Source organism: Ornithinicoccus sp. (assembly GCF_057176825.1).
In genome coordinates this window covers 3,378,969-3,399,741 of record NZ_CM169976.1, presented here as the reverse complement: position 1 = coordinate 3,399,741, position 20,773 = coordinate 3,378,969, and the positions used below count along the sequence as shown (strand labels likewise).

The 20,773-nt window shown below is 71.1% G+C and carries 20 protein-coding genes; 13 read left to right on the top strand and 7 right to left on the bottom strand.

Features of this window, described 5'->3' with window-relative positions; translation table 11 throughout:
* Positions 1-91 precede the first annotated feature (91 nt).
* From AC1QRC_RS16960 to AC1QRC_RS16950, 3 genes are all read left to right on the top strand, one after another.
* The gene (locus AC1QRC_RS16960) at positions 92-580 is read left to right on the top strand and encodes an ATP-binding protein (RefSeq protein WP_484206671.1); all 489 of its coding nucleotides are present in this window, start codon (positions 92-94) and stop codon (positions 578-580) included.
* 511 nt (positions 581-1,091) lie between these two features.
* The gene (locus tag AC1QRC_RS16955; RefSeq protein ID WP_484204430.1) at positions 1,092-1,370 is read left to right on the top strand and encodes an acyl-CoA carboxylase biotin carboxyl carrier protein subunit; all 279 of its coding nucleotides are present in this window, start codon (positions 1,092-1,094) and stop codon (positions 1,368-1,370) included.
* A complete protein-coding gene (locus tag AC1QRC_RS16950) occupies positions 1,309-4,848 on the top strand; it encodes a carboxyl transferase domain-containing protein (RefSeq protein WP_484204429.1) in 3,540 nt (1,179 codons plus the stop codon). Before AC1QRC_RS16955 ends, AC1QRC_RS16950 begins: the two co-directional genes overlap by 62 nt.
* A 13-nt stretch (positions 4,849-4,861) precedes the next feature.
* On the opposite strand, the gene AC1QRC_RS16945 is transcribed toward AC1QRC_RS16950, so the two are convergent.
* Positions 4,862-6,115, bottom strand: a complete 1,254-nt coding sequence (locus AC1QRC_RS16945; protein WP_484206670.1) for a GAF domain-containing protein — start codon at positions 6,113-6,115, stop codon at positions 4,862-4,864.
* A 129-nt stretch (positions 6,116-6,244) separates the two neighbouring features.
* Here AC1QRC_RS16945 and AC1QRC_RS16940 point away from each other — a divergent pair, with 129 nt between their 5' ends.
* Complete coding sequence (locus AC1QRC_RS16940; protein ID WP_484206669.1) at positions 6,245-8,056, top strand: NAD(P)-binding domain-containing protein; 1,812 nt, start codon at positions 6,245-6,247, stop codon at positions 8,054-8,056.
* 48 nt (positions 8,057-8,104) lie between these two features.
* Here AC1QRC_RS16940 and AC1QRC_RS16935 read toward each other — a convergent pair whose 3' ends face one another.
* Together AC1QRC_RS16935 and AC1QRC_RS16930 are read right to left on the bottom strand one after the other, a co-directional pair.
* A complete protein-coding gene (locus tag AC1QRC_RS16935) occupies positions 8,105-9,112 on the bottom strand; it encodes a P-loop nucleotide/nucleoside kinase family protein (protein ID WP_484204428.1) in 1,008 nt (335 codons plus the stop codon).
* Between the two features lie 10 nt (positions 9,113-9,122).
* Positions 9,123-9,809, bottom strand: a complete 687-nt coding sequence (locus tag AC1QRC_RS16930) for a GntR family transcriptional regulator (RefSeq protein ID WP_484204427.1) — start codon at positions 9,807-9,809, stop codon at positions 9,123-9,125.
* A gap of 206 nt (positions 9,810-10,015) precedes the next feature.
* On the opposite strand from AC1QRC_RS16930, the gene AC1QRC_RS16925 reads away from it, so the two are divergent.
* The 9 genes from AC1QRC_RS16925 (at position 10,016) to vapB (ending at position 18,697) form a co-directional block, all read left to right on the top strand.
* Positions 10,016-10,861, top strand: a complete 846-nt coding sequence (locus tag AC1QRC_RS16925) for an ABC transporter ATP-binding protein (RefSeq protein WP_484204426.1) — start codon at positions 10,016-10,018, stop codon at positions 10,859-10,861.
* A complete protein-coding gene (locus AC1QRC_RS16920) occupies positions 10,858-11,715 on the top strand; it encodes an ABC transporter permease (protein WP_484204425.1) in 858 nt (285 codons plus the stop codon). The genes AC1QRC_RS16925 and AC1QRC_RS16920 overlap by 4 nt, the downstream gene beginning before the upstream one ends.
* Positions 11,712-12,569: an ABC transporter permease gene (locus AC1QRC_RS16915; RefSeq protein WP_484204424.1), complete on the top strand. Its 858-nt coding sequence runs from the start codon at positions 11,712-11,714 to the stop codon at positions 12,567-12,569. The genes AC1QRC_RS16920 and AC1QRC_RS16915 overlap by 4 nt, the downstream gene beginning before the upstream one ends.
* Before the next feature lie 41 nt (positions 12,570-12,610).
* On the top strand, positions 12,611-13,651 hold the full coding sequence (locus tag AC1QRC_RS16910) for an ABC transporter substrate-binding protein (RefSeq protein ID WP_484204423.1): 1,041 nt from the start codon (positions 12,611-12,613) through the stop codon (positions 13,649-13,651).
* 43 nt (positions 13,652-13,694) lie between these two features.
* Positions 13,695-14,468: a fumarylacetoacetate hydrolase family protein gene (locus AC1QRC_RS16905; protein WP_484204422.1), complete on the top strand. Its 774-nt coding sequence runs from the start codon at positions 13,695-13,697 to the stop codon at positions 14,466-14,468.
* Between the two features lie 56 nt (positions 14,469-14,524).
* Complete coding sequence (locus AC1QRC_RS16900) at positions 14,525-15,289, top strand: sulfite exporter TauE/SafE family protein (RefSeq protein ID WP_484204421.1); 765 nt, start codon at positions 14,525-14,527, stop codon at positions 15,287-15,289.
* 39 nt (positions 15,290-15,328) lie between these two features.
* Positions 15,329-17,857, top strand: a complete 2,529-nt coding sequence (hrpB, locus tag AC1QRC_RS16895; RefSeq protein WP_484204420.1) for an ATP-dependent helicase HrpB — start codon at positions 15,329-15,331, stop codon at positions 17,855-17,857.
* 71 nt (positions 17,858-17,928) lie between these two features.
* The gene (locus AC1QRC_RS16890) at positions 17,929-18,390 is read left to right on the top strand and encodes an NUDIX hydrolase (protein ID WP_484204419.1); all 462 of its coding nucleotides are present in this window, start codon (positions 17,929-17,931) and stop codon (positions 18,388-18,390) included.
* An 85-nt stretch (positions 18,391-18,475) separates the two neighbouring features.
* Positions 18,476-18,697 (top strand): type II toxin-antitoxin system VapB family antitoxin, encoded by a 222-nt coding sequence (gene vapB, locus AC1QRC_RS16885; protein WP_484204418.1) that lies wholly within the window; start codon positions 18,476-18,478, stop codon positions 18,695-18,697.
* 338 nt (positions 18,698-19,035) lie between these two features.
* On the opposite strand, the gene AC1QRC_RS16880 is transcribed toward vapB, so the two are convergent.
* The 4 genes from AC1QRC_RS16880 to msrA all read right to left on the bottom strand — a co-directional run bounded on the left by AC1QRC_RS16880 (position 19,036) and on the right by msrA (position 20,765).
* Entirely contained in the window at positions 19,036-19,296 is a 261-nt protein-coding gene (locus tag AC1QRC_RS16880; protein WP_484204417.1) for a Txe/YoeB family addiction module toxin, read from the bottom strand.
* Positions 19,293-19,541 carry a type II toxin-antitoxin system Phd/YefM family antitoxin gene (locus tag AC1QRC_RS16875; protein WP_484204416.1) on the bottom strand — a complete coding sequence of 83 codons (249 nt, stop codon included), beginning with the start codon at positions 19,539-19,541 and terminating at the stop codon, positions 19,293-19,295. Before AC1QRC_RS16875 ends, AC1QRC_RS16880 begins: the two co-directional genes overlap by 4 nt.
* A 41-nt stretch (positions 19,542-19,582) precedes the next feature.
* Positions 19,583-19,978 (bottom strand): VOC family protein, encoded by a 396-nt coding sequence (locus tag AC1QRC_RS16870; RefSeq protein ID WP_484204415.1) that lies wholly within the window; start codon positions 19,976-19,978, stop codon positions 19,583-19,585.
* Positions 19,979-20,075: 97 nt separating this feature from the next.
* Entirely contained in the window at positions 20,076-20,765 is a 690-nt protein-coding gene (gene msrA, locus AC1QRC_RS16865; protein WP_484204414.1) for a peptide-methionine (S)-S-oxide reductase MsrA, read from the bottom strand.
* Positions 20,766-20,773 lie beyond the last annotated feature (8 nt).

Genomic DNA, 20,773 nt, shown 5'->3' with positions numbered 1-20,773 from the left:
CTCCGCTCCTGACCGCCGGAGCAGGCCGAGGAGCTCAAGGCGTCGGCGGAGCGTCTCGCGCTCGCGGTCGACTACCGCGGGGCCGGGCACGGTGGAGTTCCTCTACCACCCGCAGACCCGGCAGTTCGCCTTCCTGGAGGTCAACACGCGGCTCCAGGTGGAGCACCCGATCACGGAGGTCACCACCGACGTCGACCTGGTCCGGGCCCAGTTGCACGTCGCGGCCGGCGGCCGGTTGGAGGGGGAGCGGCCCACCGAGAAGGGGCACGCCGTGGAGGCCCGGCTCAACGCCGAGGACCCGGACCGCGACTTCGCCCCCGCGCCGGGGCGCATCACCCTGCTCGAGCTGCCGCACCGGTCCCGGGCGTGCGGGTCGACACCGGGGTCGGGGAGGGGGACTGCGATCCCCGCGGACTTCGACTCGATGATCGCCAAGATCATCGCCTACGGGCGGGACCGCGCACGAGGCCCTGGCCCGGCTGCGCCGCGCCGTCACCGAGACCACCGTCGTCATCGAGGGCGGGGCGACCAACAAGAGCTTCATCCTCGAGCTGCTCGAGCAACCCGCCGTGACCGGTGACTTCGAAGGGGCGGAGCCTGGAGCGCCGAGTGCGGGGGCGGAGCCCCGGGGCAGAGTCCCCCGGGTGGGCTGACACGGGGTGGATCGACCGGGTGCGTGCCGAGGGCGGGCTGGTCAACCACCGGCACTCCGGGCGTCGCCCTGGTCGCCGCCGGCATCGATGCGTATGCCGAGGAGCAGCAGCTCGAGGTCGCGCGCCTGATGGAGACGGCCCGCGGGCGGCCGGCCCCAGGTGCAGCACGACATCGGCCGGCCGGTCGACCTGAAGCTGCGGGGGGTGACCGTGGCAGGTGACCGCGCTGCAGACGGGGCCGCACCGCTTCCGGGTGACGGTGACCGGCGCCGGCCAGGAGGCAACGGTCGACGCCGAGGTGGAGCGGATCGACGACTTCCGCGGCCGGCTCACCGTCAACGGCCGCCGACACCGGATCGTCACGCGCCGATCCACGGCCCGACCCACCTGGTCGAGGTCGACGGGGTCACCCACCGGGTCAGCCGGGACGAGGGCGGCGTGCTGCGCTCGCCGTCGCCGGCCCTGGTCGTCGCGACGCCGGTCGCCGTCGGTGACGAGGTCGCGGCCGGCGCCCAGATCCTGGTGCTCGAGGCGATGAAGATGGAGACGGTGCTGCACGCGCCGTTCGCCGCCAGGGTGCGCGAGCTGATGGTCCGCACCGGGGGCCAGGTGGAGACCGGGGCGCCGCTGATCCGGCTGGAGCCGACGGGGGAGGATGACCCGGCGATCCGAGGAGGACGCGGGCCGGGAGGGGCCGGACCTGGACCTGCCCGGTGACCCCGACGGCGCCACCGCCCAGCAGCGCGCCGACGCCGCGCAGTCGGCGCTGGTCGCCCGGGTGTTGGGCTACGACGTGCCGTTGGAGGAGCACCAGGACGCGCTGACCGACTACCTGGCGGCGCGCACCGCGTTGCGGGAGGAGGGCGCCGAGCTGCTCGACGGCGAGCTGGAGATCCTGAGCACCTTCGCCGACCTTGCCGAGCTCACCCGCAACCGCCCGAATGAGGACGAGGAGCACACCGAGCTGCGGGTGCACAGCTCCCGGGAGCACTTCCACACCTACCTGCAGAGTCTGGACGTCGAGCGGGGCGGGCTGCCGGACTCCTTCCGGCACCGGCTCTCACGCGTGCTGGAGCACTACGGGCTGGCCGAGCTGGACCACACCGGCCCGCTGGAGGACGCCGTCTTCCGGGTCTTCCTCGCCCAGCAGCGCTCCACCCGGGACCTGCACGTGGTGACCGGGCTCCTGCAGTCCTGGATCGGGGAGCCCGCCCCGGCACCGGATCGGGCGGTCGAGGTGCGCAGCGAGCTGGAGCGACTGGTCCGGGCCACCCAGTTGCGCTACCCCGTGGTCGGTGACCTGGCGCGCAGCGTCCGCTTCCGGTGGTTCGACCAGGCGATGGTCGACGCGGACCGGGCGAGCGCCCTGGCCGGTGTCGGTGCCGAGGTCGACGCCCTGGCGGCCGCGGACGAGGTGCCGGACCGGGCCGCCCGGATCGAGGCGCTCGCGGCCATCCCGGAGCGGATCGCCGGGGTGCTCGCCGCACGCCTGGAGGGCGGGGTGCCGCCGCGGGAGCCGATGCTGGACGTGCTGGTCCGCCGGCACTACCGCGAGTTCGACCTGCACGACGTGCGCCGGCTGTCCGTCGCCGGTCGGGAGCTGGTCACGGCCGACTACGTGCTGGACGAGCGGCCCAGCCGGCTGATCACCACCAACGGCACCGTGGCCGAGCTGTCCGAGCCCGGCTCGGCACTCGCCGCGGCCCTGACCGAGCAGGTCGCGGAGCCGGGGGAGGGCGTTGGCGTCGTCGCCGACCTGTACCTGCACTGGCCGCAGATGCCGGAGGAGCCGCAGGCGGCCAGCGACGCCCTGGTCGAGGTGCTGCGCGGACTGGACCTGCCGGCGCACTGCCGCCGCATCACCGTCGCCTCCTGCCCCGGCCCGGACCGCCCGATCGAGTACCTCACGTTCCGCCCCGACGGGGAGGACGGGCTGCACGAGGACACCCTCGTCCGGGGCGTCCACCCCATGGTCGGGCGACGCCTGGACCTGTGGCGGCTGCGGGAGTTCGACATCACCCGGATCGAGGCGCCCGACGACGTGCTGCTCTATGAGTGCGTCGCCCGGAGCAACCCGGCCGACCGGCGGCTGGTGGCGCTGGCCCAGGTGCGTCAGCTCGCGGTGATCCGGGACGAGGAAGGCCGCGTCGTCGGGATGCCGCACGGGGAGCGGGCGGTCGAGAACTGTCTGGAGGCGATCCGCCGGGCCCGCACGGCACGGGGTTCGCGCGGGGCGAAGCTGGACACCAACCACGTGTGGGTGCAGGTGTGGCCCGTGCTGGACGTCGAGCTGGAGGACCTCACCGCGTTGCAGCACAAGATCACCCCGCTCAGCGAGCGGGCGGGGCTGGAGGAGGTCGTGGCCCAGGGCCGGTTGGCGGGCAAGGACGGCCCGCCGACCCGGTTCGCCGTGCGTTTCCACGCCAAGCCCGGCGCCGGGGTGGTGGCCTCCATCGACGCGCCGCCGACCGAGCCACTGAAGCCGGTCGACGACTACGCCGGCAAGGTGCTGCGCGCGCGGCGCCGCGGGCTGGTCTACCCCTACGAGCTAGCGGACGCGATCACCGGGGGCCGGGGCACCCTGGTCGAGCACGACCTGGACGAGCACGGGCGGTTGGTCCCGGTCGACCGGGCGCCGGGGCTGAACACGGCCGCGATCATCGCCGCCGTCGTGACGACCCCGACCGAGCTGCACCCGGAGGGGATCACACGGGTCGTGCTGTGCGGCGACCCGACGAAGTCGCTCGGTGCCCTGTCCGAGCCGGAGTGCCTGCGGGTGATCGCGGCGCTGGACCTGGCGGAGGAGCTGGGGGTGCCGCTGGAGTGGTTCGCCCTGTCGGCCGGCGCCCGGGTGTCGATGGACTCTGGCACGGAGAACATGGACTGGGTGGCCGAGGCGCTCAAGCGGATCGTGGAATTCACCCAGGCCGGCGGCGAGATCAACGTCGTCGTGGCCGGGATCAACGTCGGCGCCCAGCCGTACTGGAACGCCGAGGCCACCATGCTGATGCACACCAAGGGCATCCTGGTGATGACCCCGGACAGCGCGATGGTGCTCACCGGCAAGCAGTCGCTCGACTTCTCCGGTGGCGTGTCGGCCGAGGACAACTACGGCATCGGCGGCTACGACCGGGTGATGGGGCCCAACGGCCAGGCGCAGTATTGGGCGCGGGACCTCGCCGGGGCCGTCGACACGCTCATGGCCCACTACGAGCACACCTACATCGCCCCCGGGGAGTCCATGCCGCGTCGCAAGGAGACGAGCGACCCCGCCGGACGCGACCTCACGACATACCCCCACGACCACCCCGCCGCCCCGGACTTCAGCACCGTCGGCGACATCTTCTCCGCGGAGAAGAACCCGGACCGCAAGAAGGCGTTCGACATCCGCACCGTGATGGCGGCGCTCGCCGACCAGGACCACCCGACACTGGAGCGGTGGGCCGGGATGGCCGACGCGGACACCGCCGTCGTGCAGGACGCGCACATCGGCGGGTATGCCGTGTGCCTGCTCGGCATCGAGTCCCGCCCCGTGCCACGGCGGGGTTTCCCGCCCACCGACGGGCCGGACACCTACACCGCGGGCACCCTGTTCCCCCGGTCCTCCAAGAAGGCGGCGCGGGCCATCAACGCCGCCAGCGGCAACCGCCCGGTCGTGGTGCTGGCCAACCTGTCCGGATTCGACGGGTCACCGGACTCGATGCGGCACCTCCAGTTGGAGTACGGCGCCGAGATCGGGCGGGCCATCGTCAACTTCGACGGGCCGATCGTGTTCTGCGTGATCTCGCGCTACCACGGCGGGGCGTTCGTGGTCTTCTCCAAGCGGCTCAACCCGCAGATGACCGTGCTGGCTATCGAGGGGTCCTACGCCTCGGTGCTCGGCGGTGCCCCGGCGGCCGCCGTGGTGTTCGCCGGGGAGGTCGACAAGCGGGCCGCCGCCAGCCCGCAGGTCCGCGAACTGGAGGAGCGCATCGACGCCGCGCCCGTCGGTGAGCGTGCCGCCCTGCAGGTGGAACTGGCCGACCTGCGGGCACAGCTGCGGGCCGAGAAGATCAGCGAGGTGGCGGCGGAGTTCGACGGCATCCACAACATCCACCGGGCCGTCGACGTCGGCTCCGTCGACGCCGTCATCGCGGCCTCCGACCTGCGCCCGGCGGTGATCCGGGCGATCGAGGAGCACCTGGCGGGCGACTGAGCAACCCCGGGTGTCACACGCCGCGGCGGTCGGTGCCCGCCGCGGCCAGCCAGGCCCGGGTCCGGTGCACCACCGGCGCGCTCGACCCGGGGAGCAGGGCCGCGGGATCTGCCGGCCACCGGGTCTGCACGTCCACCGACGTGGCCAACCGGTAGGGCCGGGCGAGCACCAGGCCCCCGAGGGTCTTGCGGAGCCGGGACATCTCGGCGCGCACGGTCACCAGCCGGTGCGGGTCGGCGAAGACGGCGTCCGACAACTCGGCGGCACTCAGGCCGGAGTAGCCGGCCCGGACCAGGGAGACCAGCAGCTCCGCGTGCCGGGGCGTCAGCCTGCGCACCCAACGGCCCGACTCGGCATGCACCGCGATCGAGGGCTCGCCGGTGAGGTCCAGAACGGCCCGGGTCGCGGCGGCCTCGTCCCCGCACGGCCGCAGCAGCCAGCCCCCGGGCAGCGGTTCGACGACGACCTCGCCCAGCGACGGCAGGTGCAGCCGGCCCGGCTCGAGGTCGTCCGGCAGCGCGATGGTGCGGTCGTGCGCGAGCCCCGAGGACGCCGCGACGTGGCCGGTCGGGTCGACGACCGCGGCGGGCCCGGCCACCGTGCTCAGCAGGTGGGCCGAGCCGGCCCGCAGCTCCTCCAGCGCCCGGCGGTGGCGCTCCAGGAGCTCCAGCTCGGCCACCCGGGCAGCCAGCGCGACGGTGGAGAGCAGGACCGGGTGCATGCTGGTGCGCGGCCCGCTGATGTCCACCACGCCGACGAGCTGCCCCGTCCACGGGTTGCGCAGCGGTGCCGCGGCGCAACCCCACCGGGCGTGGGACTCCACGAAGTGCTCGCTGCCGTGGATCTGGAACGGCTCGCCGAGCACGAGCGCCGTGCCGATCGCGTTGGTGCCGACGTTGCCCTCGGTCCAGGCCGAGCCGGCGACGAACCCCAGGTCGTCGGCCATGCGGCGGACCGGTGGGCGTCCCCGGCGCCACAGCACCCGCCCCTCGGCGTCGCTGACCACGAGCAGCTGCCCGGCGTCGACCACCGCCTGCAGCGAGGACTCCAGCAGGGGCAGCAGTGACTCGAGCCCGCCCGCGGCACGGCGGCGGTGCACCTCGGCCTCGCCCAGCGGGGCGATCCCCGGGTCGCCGTGCGGGTCAACCCCGGCCGCGCTCACCCGGCGCCACGAGGCCACGATTTCCGAGCGTGCCCGCTGGGCGACGTCCGCGCCGTTCAGGTGGGCCTCGCGGTCGCGGCGGTGGGCCAGCTCGGTGGACTCCATCACGCTCCCAGGCTCCGCGGTGGGCGCTGGGGCGGGGATGCAACGTTCTGCAACCCTGTCGACGGTGCGCCCGGAGGTGTTACCTGGATCACGTTACCGCAACGCAAAGGAGCGACCGTGACCCAGACGATGGACCCGCAGACGACCAGCCCGCAGCAGGTGGCCGACGACTGGTTCGCCGCGTTCGAGGCGGCGCTGACCGCCGGTGACGTCGACGCCGCGGCCGAGCTGTTCGCCACGGAGAGCTACTGGCGCGACCTCATCGCGTTCAGCTGGAACATCACGACCGTGGAGCACCCCGACGGCGTGCGCGACCTGCTGTCGCACACCCTCGAGCACACCGGGCCCAGCGGCTTCGCGACGTCCGAGCCGCCGGAGACGGCCGACGGGGTCACCACGGCCTGGTTCACCTTCCAGACCGCTGTCGGGCGCGGCCAGGGACTGGTGCGGCTGATCGAGGAGGACGGACAGACCAGGGCGTGGACCTTCCTGACCACGCTCTACGAGCTCACGGGCCACGAGGAGCCGCGGAGCGAGCGACGTCCGATGGGGGCCGAGCACGGGGCGCACAAGGAGCGCGTGACCTGGCTGGAGCGCCGGCAGGCCGAGGATGAGGGCTTCGGCACGACAACCCAGCCCTACGTGCTGGTCGTCGGCGGGGGACAGGGCGGCATCGCCCTGGGCGCCCGGCTGCGCCAGCTCGGGGTCCCCGCGCTCGTCGTGGACAAGCACGCCCGGCCGGGCGACCAGTGGCGCGGCCGCTACAAGTCGCTGTGCCTGCACGACCCCGTCTGGTACGACCACCTGCCCTATCTGAAGTTCCCCGACAACTGGCCGGTGTTCGCCCCCAAGGACAAGATCGGCGACTGGCTGGAGAGCTACACGAAGGTGATGGAGGTGCCGTACTGGTCCTCCACCACGGCCACCAGCGCGCAGTACTCGCCGGAGACGGGGGAGTGGACCGTCGAGGTGGAGCGGGACGGTCAGCCGCTGACGCTCCGGCCGGCCCACCTCGTCCTGGCCACCGGGATGTCGGGCAAGCCCAACGTGCCGGTGCTCCCCGGCCAGGACGTCTTCCGCGGTGAACAGCACCACTCCTCGGCGCACCCCGGGCCGGACGCCTACGCGGGCAAGAAGTGCGTGGTCATCGGCTCCAACAACTCCGCCTTCGACATCTGCGGGGCGCTCTGGGAGCACGGTGCCGACGTCACGATGGTGCAGCGGTCCTCCACGCACATCGTCAAGAGCGAGACCCTGATGGACGTCGGGCTCGGTGACCTCTACTCCGAGCGGGCGGTCGCCGCGGGCGTCACCACCGAGAAGGCCGATCTGATCTTCGCCTCGCTGCCCTACCGGATCATGCACACCTTCCAGATCCCGCTCTACGACAAGATGCGTGAGATCGACGCCGACTTCTACCGGCGCCTGGAGGAGGCCGGCTTCCAGCTCGACTTCGGCGACGACGACTCCGGGCTGTTCATGAAGTACCTGCGCCGCGGCTCGGGCTACTACATCGATGTCGGCGCGGCCGACCTGGTCGCCGACGGCCAGGTGGCGCTGGTCCAGGGCCAGGTCGACCACCTCACCGAGGACTCGGTCGTGCTGGCCGACGGCACCGAGCTCGAGGCGGACCTGGTGGTCTATGCCACCGGCTACGGCTCGATGAACGGCTGGGCCGCCGACCTGATCAGCCAGGAGGTGGCCGACACGGTCGGCAAGGTGTGGGGGTTGGGGTCGGACACCACCAAGGACCCCGGCCCGTGGGAGGGCGAGCAGCGCAATATGTGGAAGCCCACCCAGCAGGAGGCCCTCTGGTTCCACGGGGGCAACCTGCACCAGTCCCGGCACTACTCCCTCTACCTGGCGCTCCAGCTCAAGGCGCGCCACGAGGGGATCGACACCCCCGTGTACAACCTGGCGCCCGTCCATCACCTCCGGTGATCCGGGGCCGGGTGGGCCGTATGCGGACAGTCTCCCGCTGCATACGGCTCACCCGGCGGTGGGGTCGGGTCGGTCCAGGACACCGCGCAATAGCTCGAGGTCGATCCGGTCCTTGTCCCGGCGGGGCAGGTGCGGTTGCCACTGCGGGGTCAGCTCCTTGATCTCGGCCTGGGCCTGCGCGGTGATCACCGGGGCGCGGGTGCCGCGCAACTCCCGGTCCGGGCCGTCCAGCATGCCGGCGACCCACGGTGCGCCGGCCCACGGGCCGCCGGCCACCACGGCCTCGCCGTCCTCGAGCCGGATCCAGGCGATGCCGTGCTCGACGTCGCCGAGCGCCAGGTCGGTCTGCTGGTCCTGCGGCGCGGTGCCGGTGTGCCGGAACCCACGGTCCAGCAGCGCCGCGGTCAACGGCCCCCGGTCCTCGGCGACGGCGAACCAGTCGATGTCCTCGTGCTCCCGGGTCACCCGCCCGACGGTGAAGTCCACCGCCCACCCGCCACGCAACCACACCCGGATGCCGAGGTCGGCGGCGATGTCCACGAACTCCTGGATCGCGGTGAGCTGGCGCCGCTCCCGGGCGGCGTGCTGCTCGGCGGGCGGCATGACTACGAGCGGCCCCTCCTCGGGTGTCGGCACCTCGAAGTGGTCGAAGTAGCGTGCCGCGACCTCCTCGGGGAGCCGGAAGTCGTCACCGTGCCCCGCGCCACGGGACCGCACCCGCTGCAGTGCCGTCTCCCGGTCCGTGGCGAGGTACACCGTCTCCGGCTCGATGCCGAGCGGCCGCAGCAGTGCCCGGTAGTCCTCCCGCATCCGTCGCGACCAGAACGAGAAGTCCAGCACCACGTCGGTCCCCTGCCGGACCAGGCTGACCAGACGCTCGCGCAGCACGGCCTCGACCTGGCGGTGCACCTCATCCGGCAGCGGCATGGTGTGGAACCCTCGGGCCCAGGCCTCCTGGTCGAAGGAGAGCCGGACCATGCCCTGCTGCTCGAAGGTGCGGGCGACCGTCGACTTCCCCGATCCCGCCGGGCCGCACATGAAGATGACCCGGCTCATCCGGACCAGCCTACGCGCGTGCCGGCTCGTCCCGGTCGGGGGACCCTGTGCCGGCCGGCAGGACGGGGTCCCCGTGCCGGTCGTCCCACTCGCGGTGCAGGGCCGACCGGGTGGCCTCGATGTGGTCCCTGGTCAGCTCCATGGCACTGGGGGTGTCCCGGCGCTCGAGGGCGGCCAGGATCGCCTCGTGCTCGATCAGTGACTCGGCGGCGCGGGCGAGGGCGACGGAGCTGAAGAGCCACCGCACCCTCGCATCCAGGTTGGCCAGGACCTCGACCAGGAGGCGGTTGTGCGACAGCTCGGCCGTGGCACCGTGAAAGACCTTGTTCGCCTGCACCACAGCGCGCTGGTCCTCCCGGGCGGCGGCTGCCTTCCCGTCGGCGATCACCTGCTGCAGCGCCTCGATCTGTGCGAGGGAGATGTGTCGGGCTGCTCGCTCGATGGCAGCGACCTCGAGGATCTGGCGCATCTCGAAGACATCGTCGATGTCCCTGGCCGTGGGCACGCGCACGGTCGCCCCCGCCCGGGGCCTGCGGGTGACCCACCCGTCGTCGGCCAGTCGCTGGATGGCCTCCCGCACGGGGACGCGGGAGGTGCCGAGCTGTGCCGCCAGGGCAACCTCCCGCAACCGGCTCCCGGGCGCCAGGTCGCCGTGGATGATCATGTCGACGAGCTCCCCGTGAACCCGGTCGCTCATGGAGAGTCGCGACGTCCCCCCCGACGCACCGGGGGCTGCCGGTGCCTGTCCGCTTCCCATGTCTTCTCCTCGTTCCTCGCGTCCCGCGTGGTCGGATCCTGCCAGCAATCCCGTCACCACAGTAGAGCGCTGGGGCAACCATTGCATACCAAATGGCAATCCTGTATACATGCAGCACGCAACGACGCGACGGAGCGAGGAAACAGATGACGTCAACCGCAGTACCGCCGCAGTGGTCCGGGCACGCTGGTTCGGACCGGCCTGCGGTCAGGTTCGACGAGGTGTACAAGGCGTTCGTGGCCCGCGGCCGGGGCGGGAAGCCCTCGCTGGCGCTCTCGGACGTGACCTTCGATGTGCGGCCGGGGGAGTTCGTCAGCCTGGTCGGCCCGTCCGGCTGCGGGAAGTCGACCTGCCTCAACCTGCTGGCCGGCCTGGACTCCGCCTCCGCGGGCGCCGTCGAGCACGGGGGGACGCAGGTGTCGGGCATCAACACGCGGGTCGGCTACATCACCCAGGACGACAACCTGCTGCCCTGGCGGTCGATGCTGGCCAACGTCGAGTTGAGCCTGGAATTCCAGGGCGTCCCCAAGCGCGAGCGTCAGGAGCGCGCGCGGGAGCTGATCAACGTGGTCGGGCTCTCCGGCTTCGAGAACCACTACCCGCACGAGCTGTCCGGGGGGATGCGCAAGCGGGCCAGCATCATCCGGACGCTGGTCTACGACAGCGACGTGGTGCTGATGGACGAGCCGTTCGGCCCGCTCGATGCCCAGACGCGGGTGATCCTGCAGGCCGAGCTGCTCCGCCTGTGGGAGAGGTCCCGGCCCTCTGTCCTGTTCGTCACGCACGACCTCGTCGAGGCCATCGCGTTGAGCGACCGGATCCTGGTCTTCACCAGTTCCCCCGGCACCATCAAGCGCGACTACTCGGTGGACCTGCCCCGGCCCCGGGACCCGTTCCGCATCCACGAGGTGCCCGGGTTCGACGAGCTGCACGACGCGCTGTGGGAGGACATCCGAGCCGAGATCAAGAAGTCCCGCGGGGAGACGGAATGACCGTCGTGGCCTCTCCAACCCGGGACACCACGGCGCGCGGCCAGCAGGTCGTCGAGGAGGTCGGCGCGTCCTACGACCGCCGGCGTCGCCGGCACGAGCGGACCGTCCTGCTCGGGATCCTCGCGCTCGGTGCCACGGCCCTCCTGGTCTGGCAGTTCCTGCTGGGGCACCTCGTCGAGCCCCGCTACATCAGCAACCCCTGGGACGTGCTCAGCCGGCTCGTCGAGATGGTCGCCGAGGGCGACATCTTCAGCCACATCGGCGCCACCCTCTTCGAGGCAGGCCTCGGGTTCCTCCTCGGGTCGGCCCTGGGTCTGGGGTGCGCCTTCGGCATCTCGATGACGCGGCGGGGCTACGACGTCGTGGAGCCCTTCCTGATCGCGTTCTACTCCATCCCGAAGATCGCGTTGGCGCCCCTGTTCATCCTGTGGTTCGGCCTCGGCTACACCCCGAAGGTGCTGATGGCCGCCCTCATGGTGTTCTTCATCGTCTTCATGAACACCATGGCCGGCATCAAGGACGTCAACCCCGGCCTGCTCAAGGTCAGCCGGGTCTTCGGCGCCAGCCGCCTGGACCTGATGCGCAAGATCATCGCCCCCGCCGCATCGCCGGCCATCGTGGCCAGCATCCGGATCACGTTCACCCGCGCCATCGAGGGCGCGGTCCTGGCCGAGTTCATCGGCGCCACCCAGGGCCTCGGCTTCGTGATCGTCCGCGCGTCACGCCAGTTCGACGTCCCCACGATGTTCGCGGGGATCATCATCATCGCGGCCGTCGTCATGACGATGAACGCCTTGCTGCGGCTCGTGGAGAACCGACTCCTGCCGTGGCACACCAAGGAGGTCCACGGATGACCGTGCAGGAGCACGAACCCCTGCGGGTGCGTCAGGCAGAGGTGCTCGAGTCGGCAGGGCAGGCCCACGCCCGCGAGGTATGGGCGGACCGCAGGTTCGTCTGGTTGTGGCGGATCAGCCTCCTCGTCGGTGCGATCGCGCTCTGGGAGGTCGTCTCCGGGACCCTCGTCCGCGAGTTCTTCATCAGCTCGCCGTCGGCGATCGTCACCCGCCTCGTGGAGTGGGCGTCCTCGGGCGAGCTCTGGTACCACATGCAGTTCACCGTGACCGCCGCCTTCTTCGGCTACGTCCTCGGTGCGATCGTCGGGGTGCTGGCCGCCTGGCCGATGGGCCTGCTGAGCCTGGCCTACAAGATCACCGAGCCCTACTTCCTGGTGGCCTACTCCATCCCAGCGGTGGCCATGGCACCGGTCTTCATCCTCTGGTTCGGGATCGGCATGACGCCCAAGATCCTGATCGCGATGTACTTCGTGTTCTTCCTCGTCTACATCAACGCCACGGCCGGGTTCCGACGGGTCCCGCAGGGACTCCTCGACGTCACCCGGGTGATGGGGGCCTCCCGGGTGGAGGTCCTGCGGACGGTGATCCTGCCCAGTGCGCTGCCCTACGTCCTGGCCGCGCTGCGGATCACCCTTCCCGCCGCGATGATCGGTGCGGTCACCGGTGAGTTCATCGCCTCCAACCGGGGGCTGGGCTACCTGACGAGGGCGTCCGCCTCCGCATACTCCACCGACGGGGTGATGGCCGGGGTCCTGGTGCTCGGCGCGATCGTCCTCGTCATGAATCTGATGCTCCGTCCCCTGGGCCGTGCCCTGCGGTGGCAGTCCGACGCTGCCGGTTCGGCCGGACGCTGAACCCCTTATCCGAAGTTCACCCGTCTCGAGGAGGAGACAGCATGACCAAGCACGGTGTCCGACGATGGTCCTTCCTGGGTACGGCGACCAGCGCCGCCCTGCTACTCAGCGCCTGCGGAGGTGGTGGCTCCGGAGGGTCCTCGGAGATCACCGTCGCCTCCCTGCCGAATGCCTTCCTGGCGCCGCTCTACGTGGCCGTGGAGGAGGGGTTCTTCGAGGAGCAGGGCCTGACGGTGGACATCGTCGAGCTGGAGAGCGGTCAGGCAGGAGTGTCGGCCGTGGTCTCGGGGAACGCGCAGTTCGCCGATATCGGCCTGGACGACCTGTCCATCCTCACCTCCGAGGGCGAGGACAGCCTCGTCATGAACCACAACCTGGTCAACCGCGTCACCCTCACCCTGGTGATGAACGCGGACGTCGCCTCGGAGCGCGGCGTGACCCGGGACTCCTCGATCGAGGAGCGGTATGCTGCACTCGAGGGTCTGACGCTGGGCGTCACCTCCCCGGGGGCTGCCACCGACAAGTACATGCGCTACTACCTCCGCCAGGCGGGCCTCGACCCGGACCGGGATGCCGACATCGTCGCCATCGGCGGGGGCGGCTCCCTGCTGGCCGCACTGGAGTCCGGACAGATCGACGCCTACCAGCTCTCGCCCCCCACGCCATACATCGCCGAGGCCGAAGGATTCGGCACCGTGCTGATCGACGGGCCGGCCGGCGATGTCCCGCTCTTCAGCGACTTCGCCTACACCGGGTTCGCGACCAACAAGACGTGGGCGGAGGAGAACCCCGAGTCGGTCGAGGGGTTCATGACGGCGCTGACCCAGGGGATGGAGTACGTGCGGGACAACCCTGATGAGGCGGCCGAGACGATCCTGCCCTACCTCGGGACCGACGACCTGGAGACGACGCAGCAGACCCTGGAAGCGCTCATGCCGGCGCTCTCCGAGGACGGTTGCTTCGGGGAGGGGTCGGTGCAGGACTCGGTGGACATCATGCGGGAGGCCGAGATCCTCACGGTCGATGTCGACACCGCCGAGGGCGGCATCTGGACCAACGAGTACAACCCCAACGACTGCTGACGCGAGCCCATCGGCCCGCACCGACGACGAAAGGACGACATCCATGCGCATTGTCAGGTACCTGACAGGAGACGACGGTCCCCAGTGGGGCATTCTCGAGGGGGAGGAGGTGTTCAGCACGTCCGGGACACCCTTCGTCGACCTCGAGAAGGACGCCCGGGTCGGGTCGCTGGAGGAGGTGACCACGGTGGCGCCCGTCGACCCCAAGACGATCATGTGCGTCGGGCGGAACTACCGCGCCCACGCCGAGGAGTTCGGCAACGAGGTGCCGTCGGCGCCGATCCTCTTCATGAAGCCCCCCTCCTCCGTCGTCGGGCCGGGCGAGGAGGTGCTCTATCCCGCAGCCAGCCAGCGGGTGGACCCCGAGGCCGAGCTCGTGATCGTGATCGGTCAGCCCGCGTTCCAGGTGCCGGCAGCCGAGGCCTTCTCGGTGATCGGCGGCTACACCTGCGGCAACGACGTGACCGCCCGCGACCTCCAGAAGTCCGATCCGGGTGGTCAGTGGACCCGGGGCAAGGGATTCCACACCTTCTGCCCGATCGGGCCCTGGGTCGAGACCGACTTCGACCCGGCCGACGCCCTCGTCGAGTGCACGGTCGACGGGGCCGAGCGCCAGTCCGGACGGACCAGCGCCTTCATCTTCGACATCCCGTACCTGATCGAGTACATCACCAGCTTCATGCAGCTCCTGCCCGGTGACCTCATCATGACCGGCACGCCGGAGGGAGTCGCCCCGGTGGAGCCGGGCCAGGAGATGACCGTCCGGGTTGAGGGCCTCGGTGAGCTGTCGAACCGTCTTGTCGCACCCGCGCAGTGAGGGGCGGGGCAGCCCCTGCCCCGCCCGCTCGTCCTGCCCCGTGAAGGAGCGGTGACGTGGCGCCGCTGGAGTTCGGTGCCATCGTCGTCGCCGGGTTCTGGGCGGGAATGATCAACACCATCGTCGGGTCGGGCACCCTGGTCACCTTCCCGACGTTGCTCTTCTTCGGCCATGCCCCGGTCACCGCCAACATCTCCAACTCGCTGGGCCTGGTGGCCGGGGGCATGTCCGGGGCGTGGGGATACCGGCACGAGGTCCGCGGCCTCGGCACGATGATCAAGCGGCTCGCACCGGTGTCCCTGCTGGGCTCGGTGATCGGTGCGCTGCTGCTGCTGGTGCTGCCCCCGGAAGCGTTCGAGACGATCGTCCCGGTGCTGATCCTGATCGGCATCCTGTTGGTGATCTTCGGTCCCCGGATCAACCGGTGGGCGCGGCAACGGGGTGCCGAGTCCCTCACGCCCGGCCGGTGGGTCGCCCTGCTCGTGGGCATCCTGATCGCCGGCATGTACGGCGGCTACTTCGGGGCCGCCCAGGGCGTGATCCTGATCGGCGTGATGAGCGTGATGCTCCCGCTGCAGGTCCAGGCGATCAACGGGCTGAAGAACATCCTCAGCCTCATCGTGAACCTGGTGGCGGCCATGGTCTTCCTGGTCGTGAGCCCGGGGGTGATCAACTGGTGGATCGTGCTGGCGATCGGCATCGGGGCACTGTTGGGCGGGCTCGCGGGCGCCAGGGTCGGACGGGCGATGCCTCCCTGGCTGTTGCGCACCGTCATCGTCGTGATCGGCCTGGTCGCCATCGGATACCTCCTCCTGACGTGAGGGCCGGCGCTGTCCGCCCCGGCTGCGACACTGTCCCCGATGCCAGGGTTGAGTGAGGTCGATCTGCCGTTCGCCGCGGCGGTCCCCGAGCTGCGGACGGCGGTCCGGGACCGGGGCGTCGCGGTCGTCCAGGCGCCGCCGGGCACCGGCAAGACCACCCTCGTCCCGCCCGCACTGGCGGAGCAGGTAACTGGTCGGGTGGTCGTCGTGCAGCCCCGCCGGATCGCGGCGCGGGCGGCCGCCCGTCGGCTGGCGCAGCTGACCGGGACACCGCTCGGGAAGTTCGCCGGGTTCACCGTGCGGGGAGAGCGCCAGGTCTCCTCCGGGACCCGGGTGGAGTTCGCCACCCCGGGCATCCTGCTGCGCCGACTGCTCGCCGACCCCGACCTGCCAGGTGTGGCGGCCGTGGTCCTGGACGAGGTGCACGAACGGGGCATCGAGTCGGACCTGCTGGTCGGGATGCTGGCCGAGGTCCGGACGCTGCGCGACGACCTCGTGCTCGTCGCCATGTCGGCGACGCTCGACGCCGCACGCTTCGCAATGCTGCTCGGCGACGACGTGGCCGGACCCGCGCCGGTGGTGGACTGCCCTGCCGCGCTGCACCCGCTGCAGATCCGCTGGATGCCGGCGCCGGTCCCGCGCACCGACGCCAGGGGAGTGGCGGACGCGTTCCTCGACCACGTCATCCGGACCACCGTCGAGGTCCACCGGCAGGCAGCGGAGGCACTGGGCCTGGACGCCGCGCCGGACGCGTTGGTCTTCCTGCCCGGCGTCCGTGAGGTGGAACGCGTCGCGTCGGCGCTGCGGCGCCAGGTGCCCGGCGCCGAGGTGCTGGAGCTGCACGGCAGGATCGGTGCGCGGGCCCAGGACCGGGTGACAGCCGGGTCGTCACCGGGTGGCGTGCCACGCCTCGTGGTGTCGACCGCGCTGGCCGAGTCCTCCCTGACCGTGCCGGGTGTGCGACTGGTCGTCGACGCGGGCCTGGCCCGGGAGCAGCGCAGGGACGCGGCCCGCGACATGTCCGGGCTGGTCACCGTGGCGGCCTCCCGGGACGCCGCCGTCCAGCGCGCCGGGCGTGCCGCTCGCCAGGGCGCGGGCCTGGCGGTCCGGTGCTACGACGAGACGACCTTCGCGGCCATGCCGGAGCACGTCACGCCACAGATCTCGGTCGCCGACCTGGTCGGTCCGACCCTGGTGCTGGCCTGCTGGGGGACGCCCCGCGGCGAGGGGATGCCGCTGCCCGATGCGCCGCCCGCCGGGGCCGTCCGGGACGCCGAGACGGTGCTGCAGCGACTCGGGGCCGTCGACGAGGAGGGGCACGCCACCGACCTGGGGCGCCGACTTGCGGAGGTGCCCGCCGACCCCCGGCTGGCCCGGGCACTGCTCGACGGCGCCGCGTTCGTCGGGCCGCGGGCCGCTGCGGAGGTCGTCGCCGCGCTGTCCGACGACCACCGACCCGAGGGCGGCGACCTGGCCGCCCTGGTGCGGGCCCTGCGTCGGGGCGCGGCACCCGGCGCGGATCGGTGGACCCGGGAGGTGAGGCGTCTGCAGGAGTTGGCGGAACGGCATACGGGATCCGCCGCCGGCGATCGGAGCGACGGACCCGGGCTGGTCGTGGCGCTGGCCCATCCGGACCGGGTGGCGCGGCTCACGGGGGAGGTCTACCTGCTCGCCTCGGGCACCCGGGCCGCGCTGCCTCGCGGAGCGTTGCAGGGACAGGAGTGGATCGCGGTGGCCGAGGTGTCCCGCGCAGGGGGTCGGACCGCGGCCGGCACCGGCGCGGTCATCCGCTCGGCGGCCCCACTGTCGCAGGACACGGCGGAGGTGGCGGCCGGCGGGTTGCTGACCGACCGGACCACGGCGACTTTCCGCGACCACCGGGTGGTCGCGCGCCGGGTCCGCGCGCTGGGGGCGATCGAGCTCTCCTCCGTCGCGGTGCGCCCGGGTGCCGAGGAGGCCCGGGATGCCGTCGCCGCGGCCCTGGCCGAGCGCGGGCTCGGGATCTTCACCTGGTCCGAGTCTGCTGACGGCCTGCGGCGTCGCCTGGCGCTGCTCCACCGGGAGGTCGGCGACCCGTGGCCCGACGTGGGTGACGCCGCGTTGGTCGACCGCTGGCCGGAGTGGCTCGGGCCCGAGGTGGACCACCTGGCCGACGGTGGGCGGGCCGACCGGATCGACCTGCTGGCGCCGTTGCGCCGCCTGCTGCCCTGGCCGGAGGCGGCTCGGCTGGACGAACTCGCCCCGGAGCGCCTGGCCGTGCCCAGCGGCCGGTCGGTGCGGATCGACTACCCGGCGGTGGATGATGCCGACGGCCGCCCGGTCGTCGCGGTGAAGCTGCAGGAGTGCTTCGGCTGGGCGCAGAGTCCCGAGGTCGCCGGGGTGCCGGTGCAGTTCCACCTGCTGTCCCCGGCCGGACGTCCGCTCGCCGTCACCGACGACCTGGCCTCGTTCTGGTCCGGTGCCTACGCGCAGGTGCGGGCCGAGATGCGCGGCCGCTATCCCAAGCACCCGTGGCCCGAGGACCCGTGGACGGCCCCGGCGACGGCGCGGACGCGACGGCGCCCGTGATCCCCTCAGACGGCGAGCGATGGACTCTGCCGCGTTGTCCGCGTCAGGTGCTGATCGGCATACTGAGTCTCGTGACGCCGGTGCGACGAGAGACTGCCCGCGTCATCCCGGTGAGTCCGTCGGGCCGGGCGCTGTTGCTGCGCGGGCACGACCCTGCTGCCCCCGAGTTCTCCTACTGGTTCACGATCGGGGGACAGATCCAACCGGGCGAGTCAACCCGCGGCGCAGCGGTGCGTGAGCTGAACGAAGAGACGGGCATCGTCGCAGCGGAGGAGTCGTTGATCGCGCCCATCCATCGCGGAGAGCACCGGTATGCGTTCGAGGGGGTCGATTACTGCTCGCGCTCGGTGTTCTTCGCCCTGCGGATGGACGAGTGCCCCATCGAGCCCATCGGGCTCCCCGGGGAGATTCTCTCCGAAGCGCGCTGGTGGGACGAGCGCAGTCTCAGGAGCGCACCGTTGTCCAACCCCCGTATTCCGGACGTCGTCGGCTGTGCTGTCAGAGCGGCAGGAGCGGCGGGCGGGACCGGCTGAACGTGGCCTACTCCTGCCCGAGCGCCGACTCCATAGCTGGGGTTCCGCGTCCTGGTCATATCGTGAGATAGCAGAGGTGGTGCAGATGACCGATGTCTTGATTCGCAATCTGGATGTGGAGACGCTGCGGCGTGTTGACGCCGATGCAGCCCGCCTCGGCTTGTCCCGTAACGAGTATCTGCGTAGGGCGGTGGAACGCCTGGCCCACGGCGCGACGAGGACCACGACAGCGCAGGACCTCGAATTCTTCGCGGAGCGCTTTGCCGACCTGGAGGACGACGCGGTGATGAGGGACGGGTGGTCGTGAGCCGGCACTGGCTCATCGATCAGGCAGCCTGAGATGGAGGTCCGAGCGGTGGAGGTCCGGGGCATCCTGGCTCGAGTCAGGCCTGACCGTGCTGCACTGCGACAAGGACTTCGACCTGATCGCCGAGGTCACCGGCCAGCCGGGGGAGGGAGTCAAGGTCGGACCCTGTGGGTGAGAGCGGACGGCCAACTCTGTCCAGCACCTGGTCGAGTGCCGACTCCTGGCTGGGCCTTGGCCTAGCGTGGCCCCGCTACGTTCCACGACATGCGGACCCTGGTCACCGGCGGCACGGGAACCCTGGGGCGTGCGTGTCTGCGGCTGGCCAGGGCGAAACCCTACTATCTCGTGTAGTGATAGCGCGCTTGGAGAAGGATGAGGTCGTCGTCGCGGACCACGTAGACCAGGCGGTGCTCCTCGGTGATCCGCCTGGACCAGGCGTTGGCTAGCCCGTACTTCAGCGGCTCGGGCTTGCCTATTCCATCGAATGGGTCGCGTGTCGCATCATCGATCAGGCGGTTGATCCGCTGGACCAGGGTTCGATCCACACGCTGCCAATGGAGGTAGTCCTCCCACGCCTGGGGCGCGAAGACGATCCTCATGTGCGGTCGAGTTCGCGTTCAGTCCCTTCGCCTCGGTCCACCGCCTCCATGGCATCCAACAGTCGTCGCGCGTTGGCTGGGGAGCGGAAGAGGTACGCGGTCTCCTGCCACGCCGCGTAGTCATCGGCGGACATCAGGACTGCGTTTCCTCGCTTCGAGGTGATCTCCACAGGGGCGCGGTCATCGTTGACCTCTTCGATCAAGGGGAAGAGTCGCTTGCGGGCCTCGCTAGCAGTCACGGACATTGAGCGCCTCCTGTGTAGTGGTACGGGAAATGGTACCAGAATCAGTCGGGCGGTTCCTCGAAGAACTCCCACTGGATGTTGTCGGGATCACGGAAGGTGATCATCGCGAGCTCGCCGGCATTGTCTAGGTGAAGGCCGTCGGTCGGCGCGTTGAGGGAGCGCAGAACCTGCAACATCGACTCCAGCTCGGCTCGCCCTTCGACGCCGATGGCCAGGTGGTCCAGGCCGATCCGGTACTCACTGAAAGGCTCGTCTTGCGCAGTGCCGGAGAGTGCGGGTTTCAGCACCAGCCGCGCTGCAGCGGTACCGATTCGGAATCGAGCCTTGCGCCCAGGGAAGTCCTGGTCGAGCATGAATCCGGGGAGCGAGGCGTAGAAGTGCCGGGACCGCACTAGGTCCGTGACGTTCAGAGTGATGTGGTGAAACCCGGTGACCATGCCGTGAGAGTACGAGAGTGTGCTCCCAGCGGCCGCTCGAAGATCGGCCCTTCCGCGCTCTGGCGTGCCGGACGACGTGGGCCGAACGTCGTGAAGGTCACTCCTGGCCCAGCACCGACTCCTGGCTGGGCAGCTCGTCCTGGCGCACCAGCCCGACGGGGCAGGTCAGACCGTTGGGGCCGTGGTTGCAGTAGCCGTTCGGGTTCTTGTGCAGGTATTGCTGGTGATAACCCTCGGCGAAGTAGAAGGTGCCCGCGTCCGCCGCGGACCGCAGCTCGGTGGTGATCTCCCCGTGGCCGTGCTCGGTCAGCACCTGCTGGAAGGCGTCGTGGGTGGCCCGCGCGGCCTCCTCCTGACCGGGGGTGGTCCAGTAGATCGCGGAGCGGTATTGGGTCCCGCGGTCGTTGCCCTGCCGGTCCAGCGTCGTCGGGTCGTGGTTCTCCCAGAACGCCTTGAGCAGCTCCTCGGGGGTGACCTCGGTGCTGTCGTAGACGACCTGGACCGCCTCGGCGTGACCGGTGCGACCGCTGCAGACCTCCTCGTACGTGGGGTTGGGCGTGACCCCGCCCATGTAGCCGGCCGCGGTGCTGACCACGCCCGGGATGCGCCAGAAGATCCGCTCGGCCCCCCAGAAGCAGCCCATCGCGATGTAGAGCACCTCGGTGTGCTCGCCCCACGGGCCGTGCAGCGGGGAGTCCAGGACCTCGTTGGTCGTGGGGATCCCGGTCAGCGGCTGGTCCCGACCGGGCAGTGGGGTTCCGTGGATCTCGGGGGGCTGGGTGCGCATACCCCAGT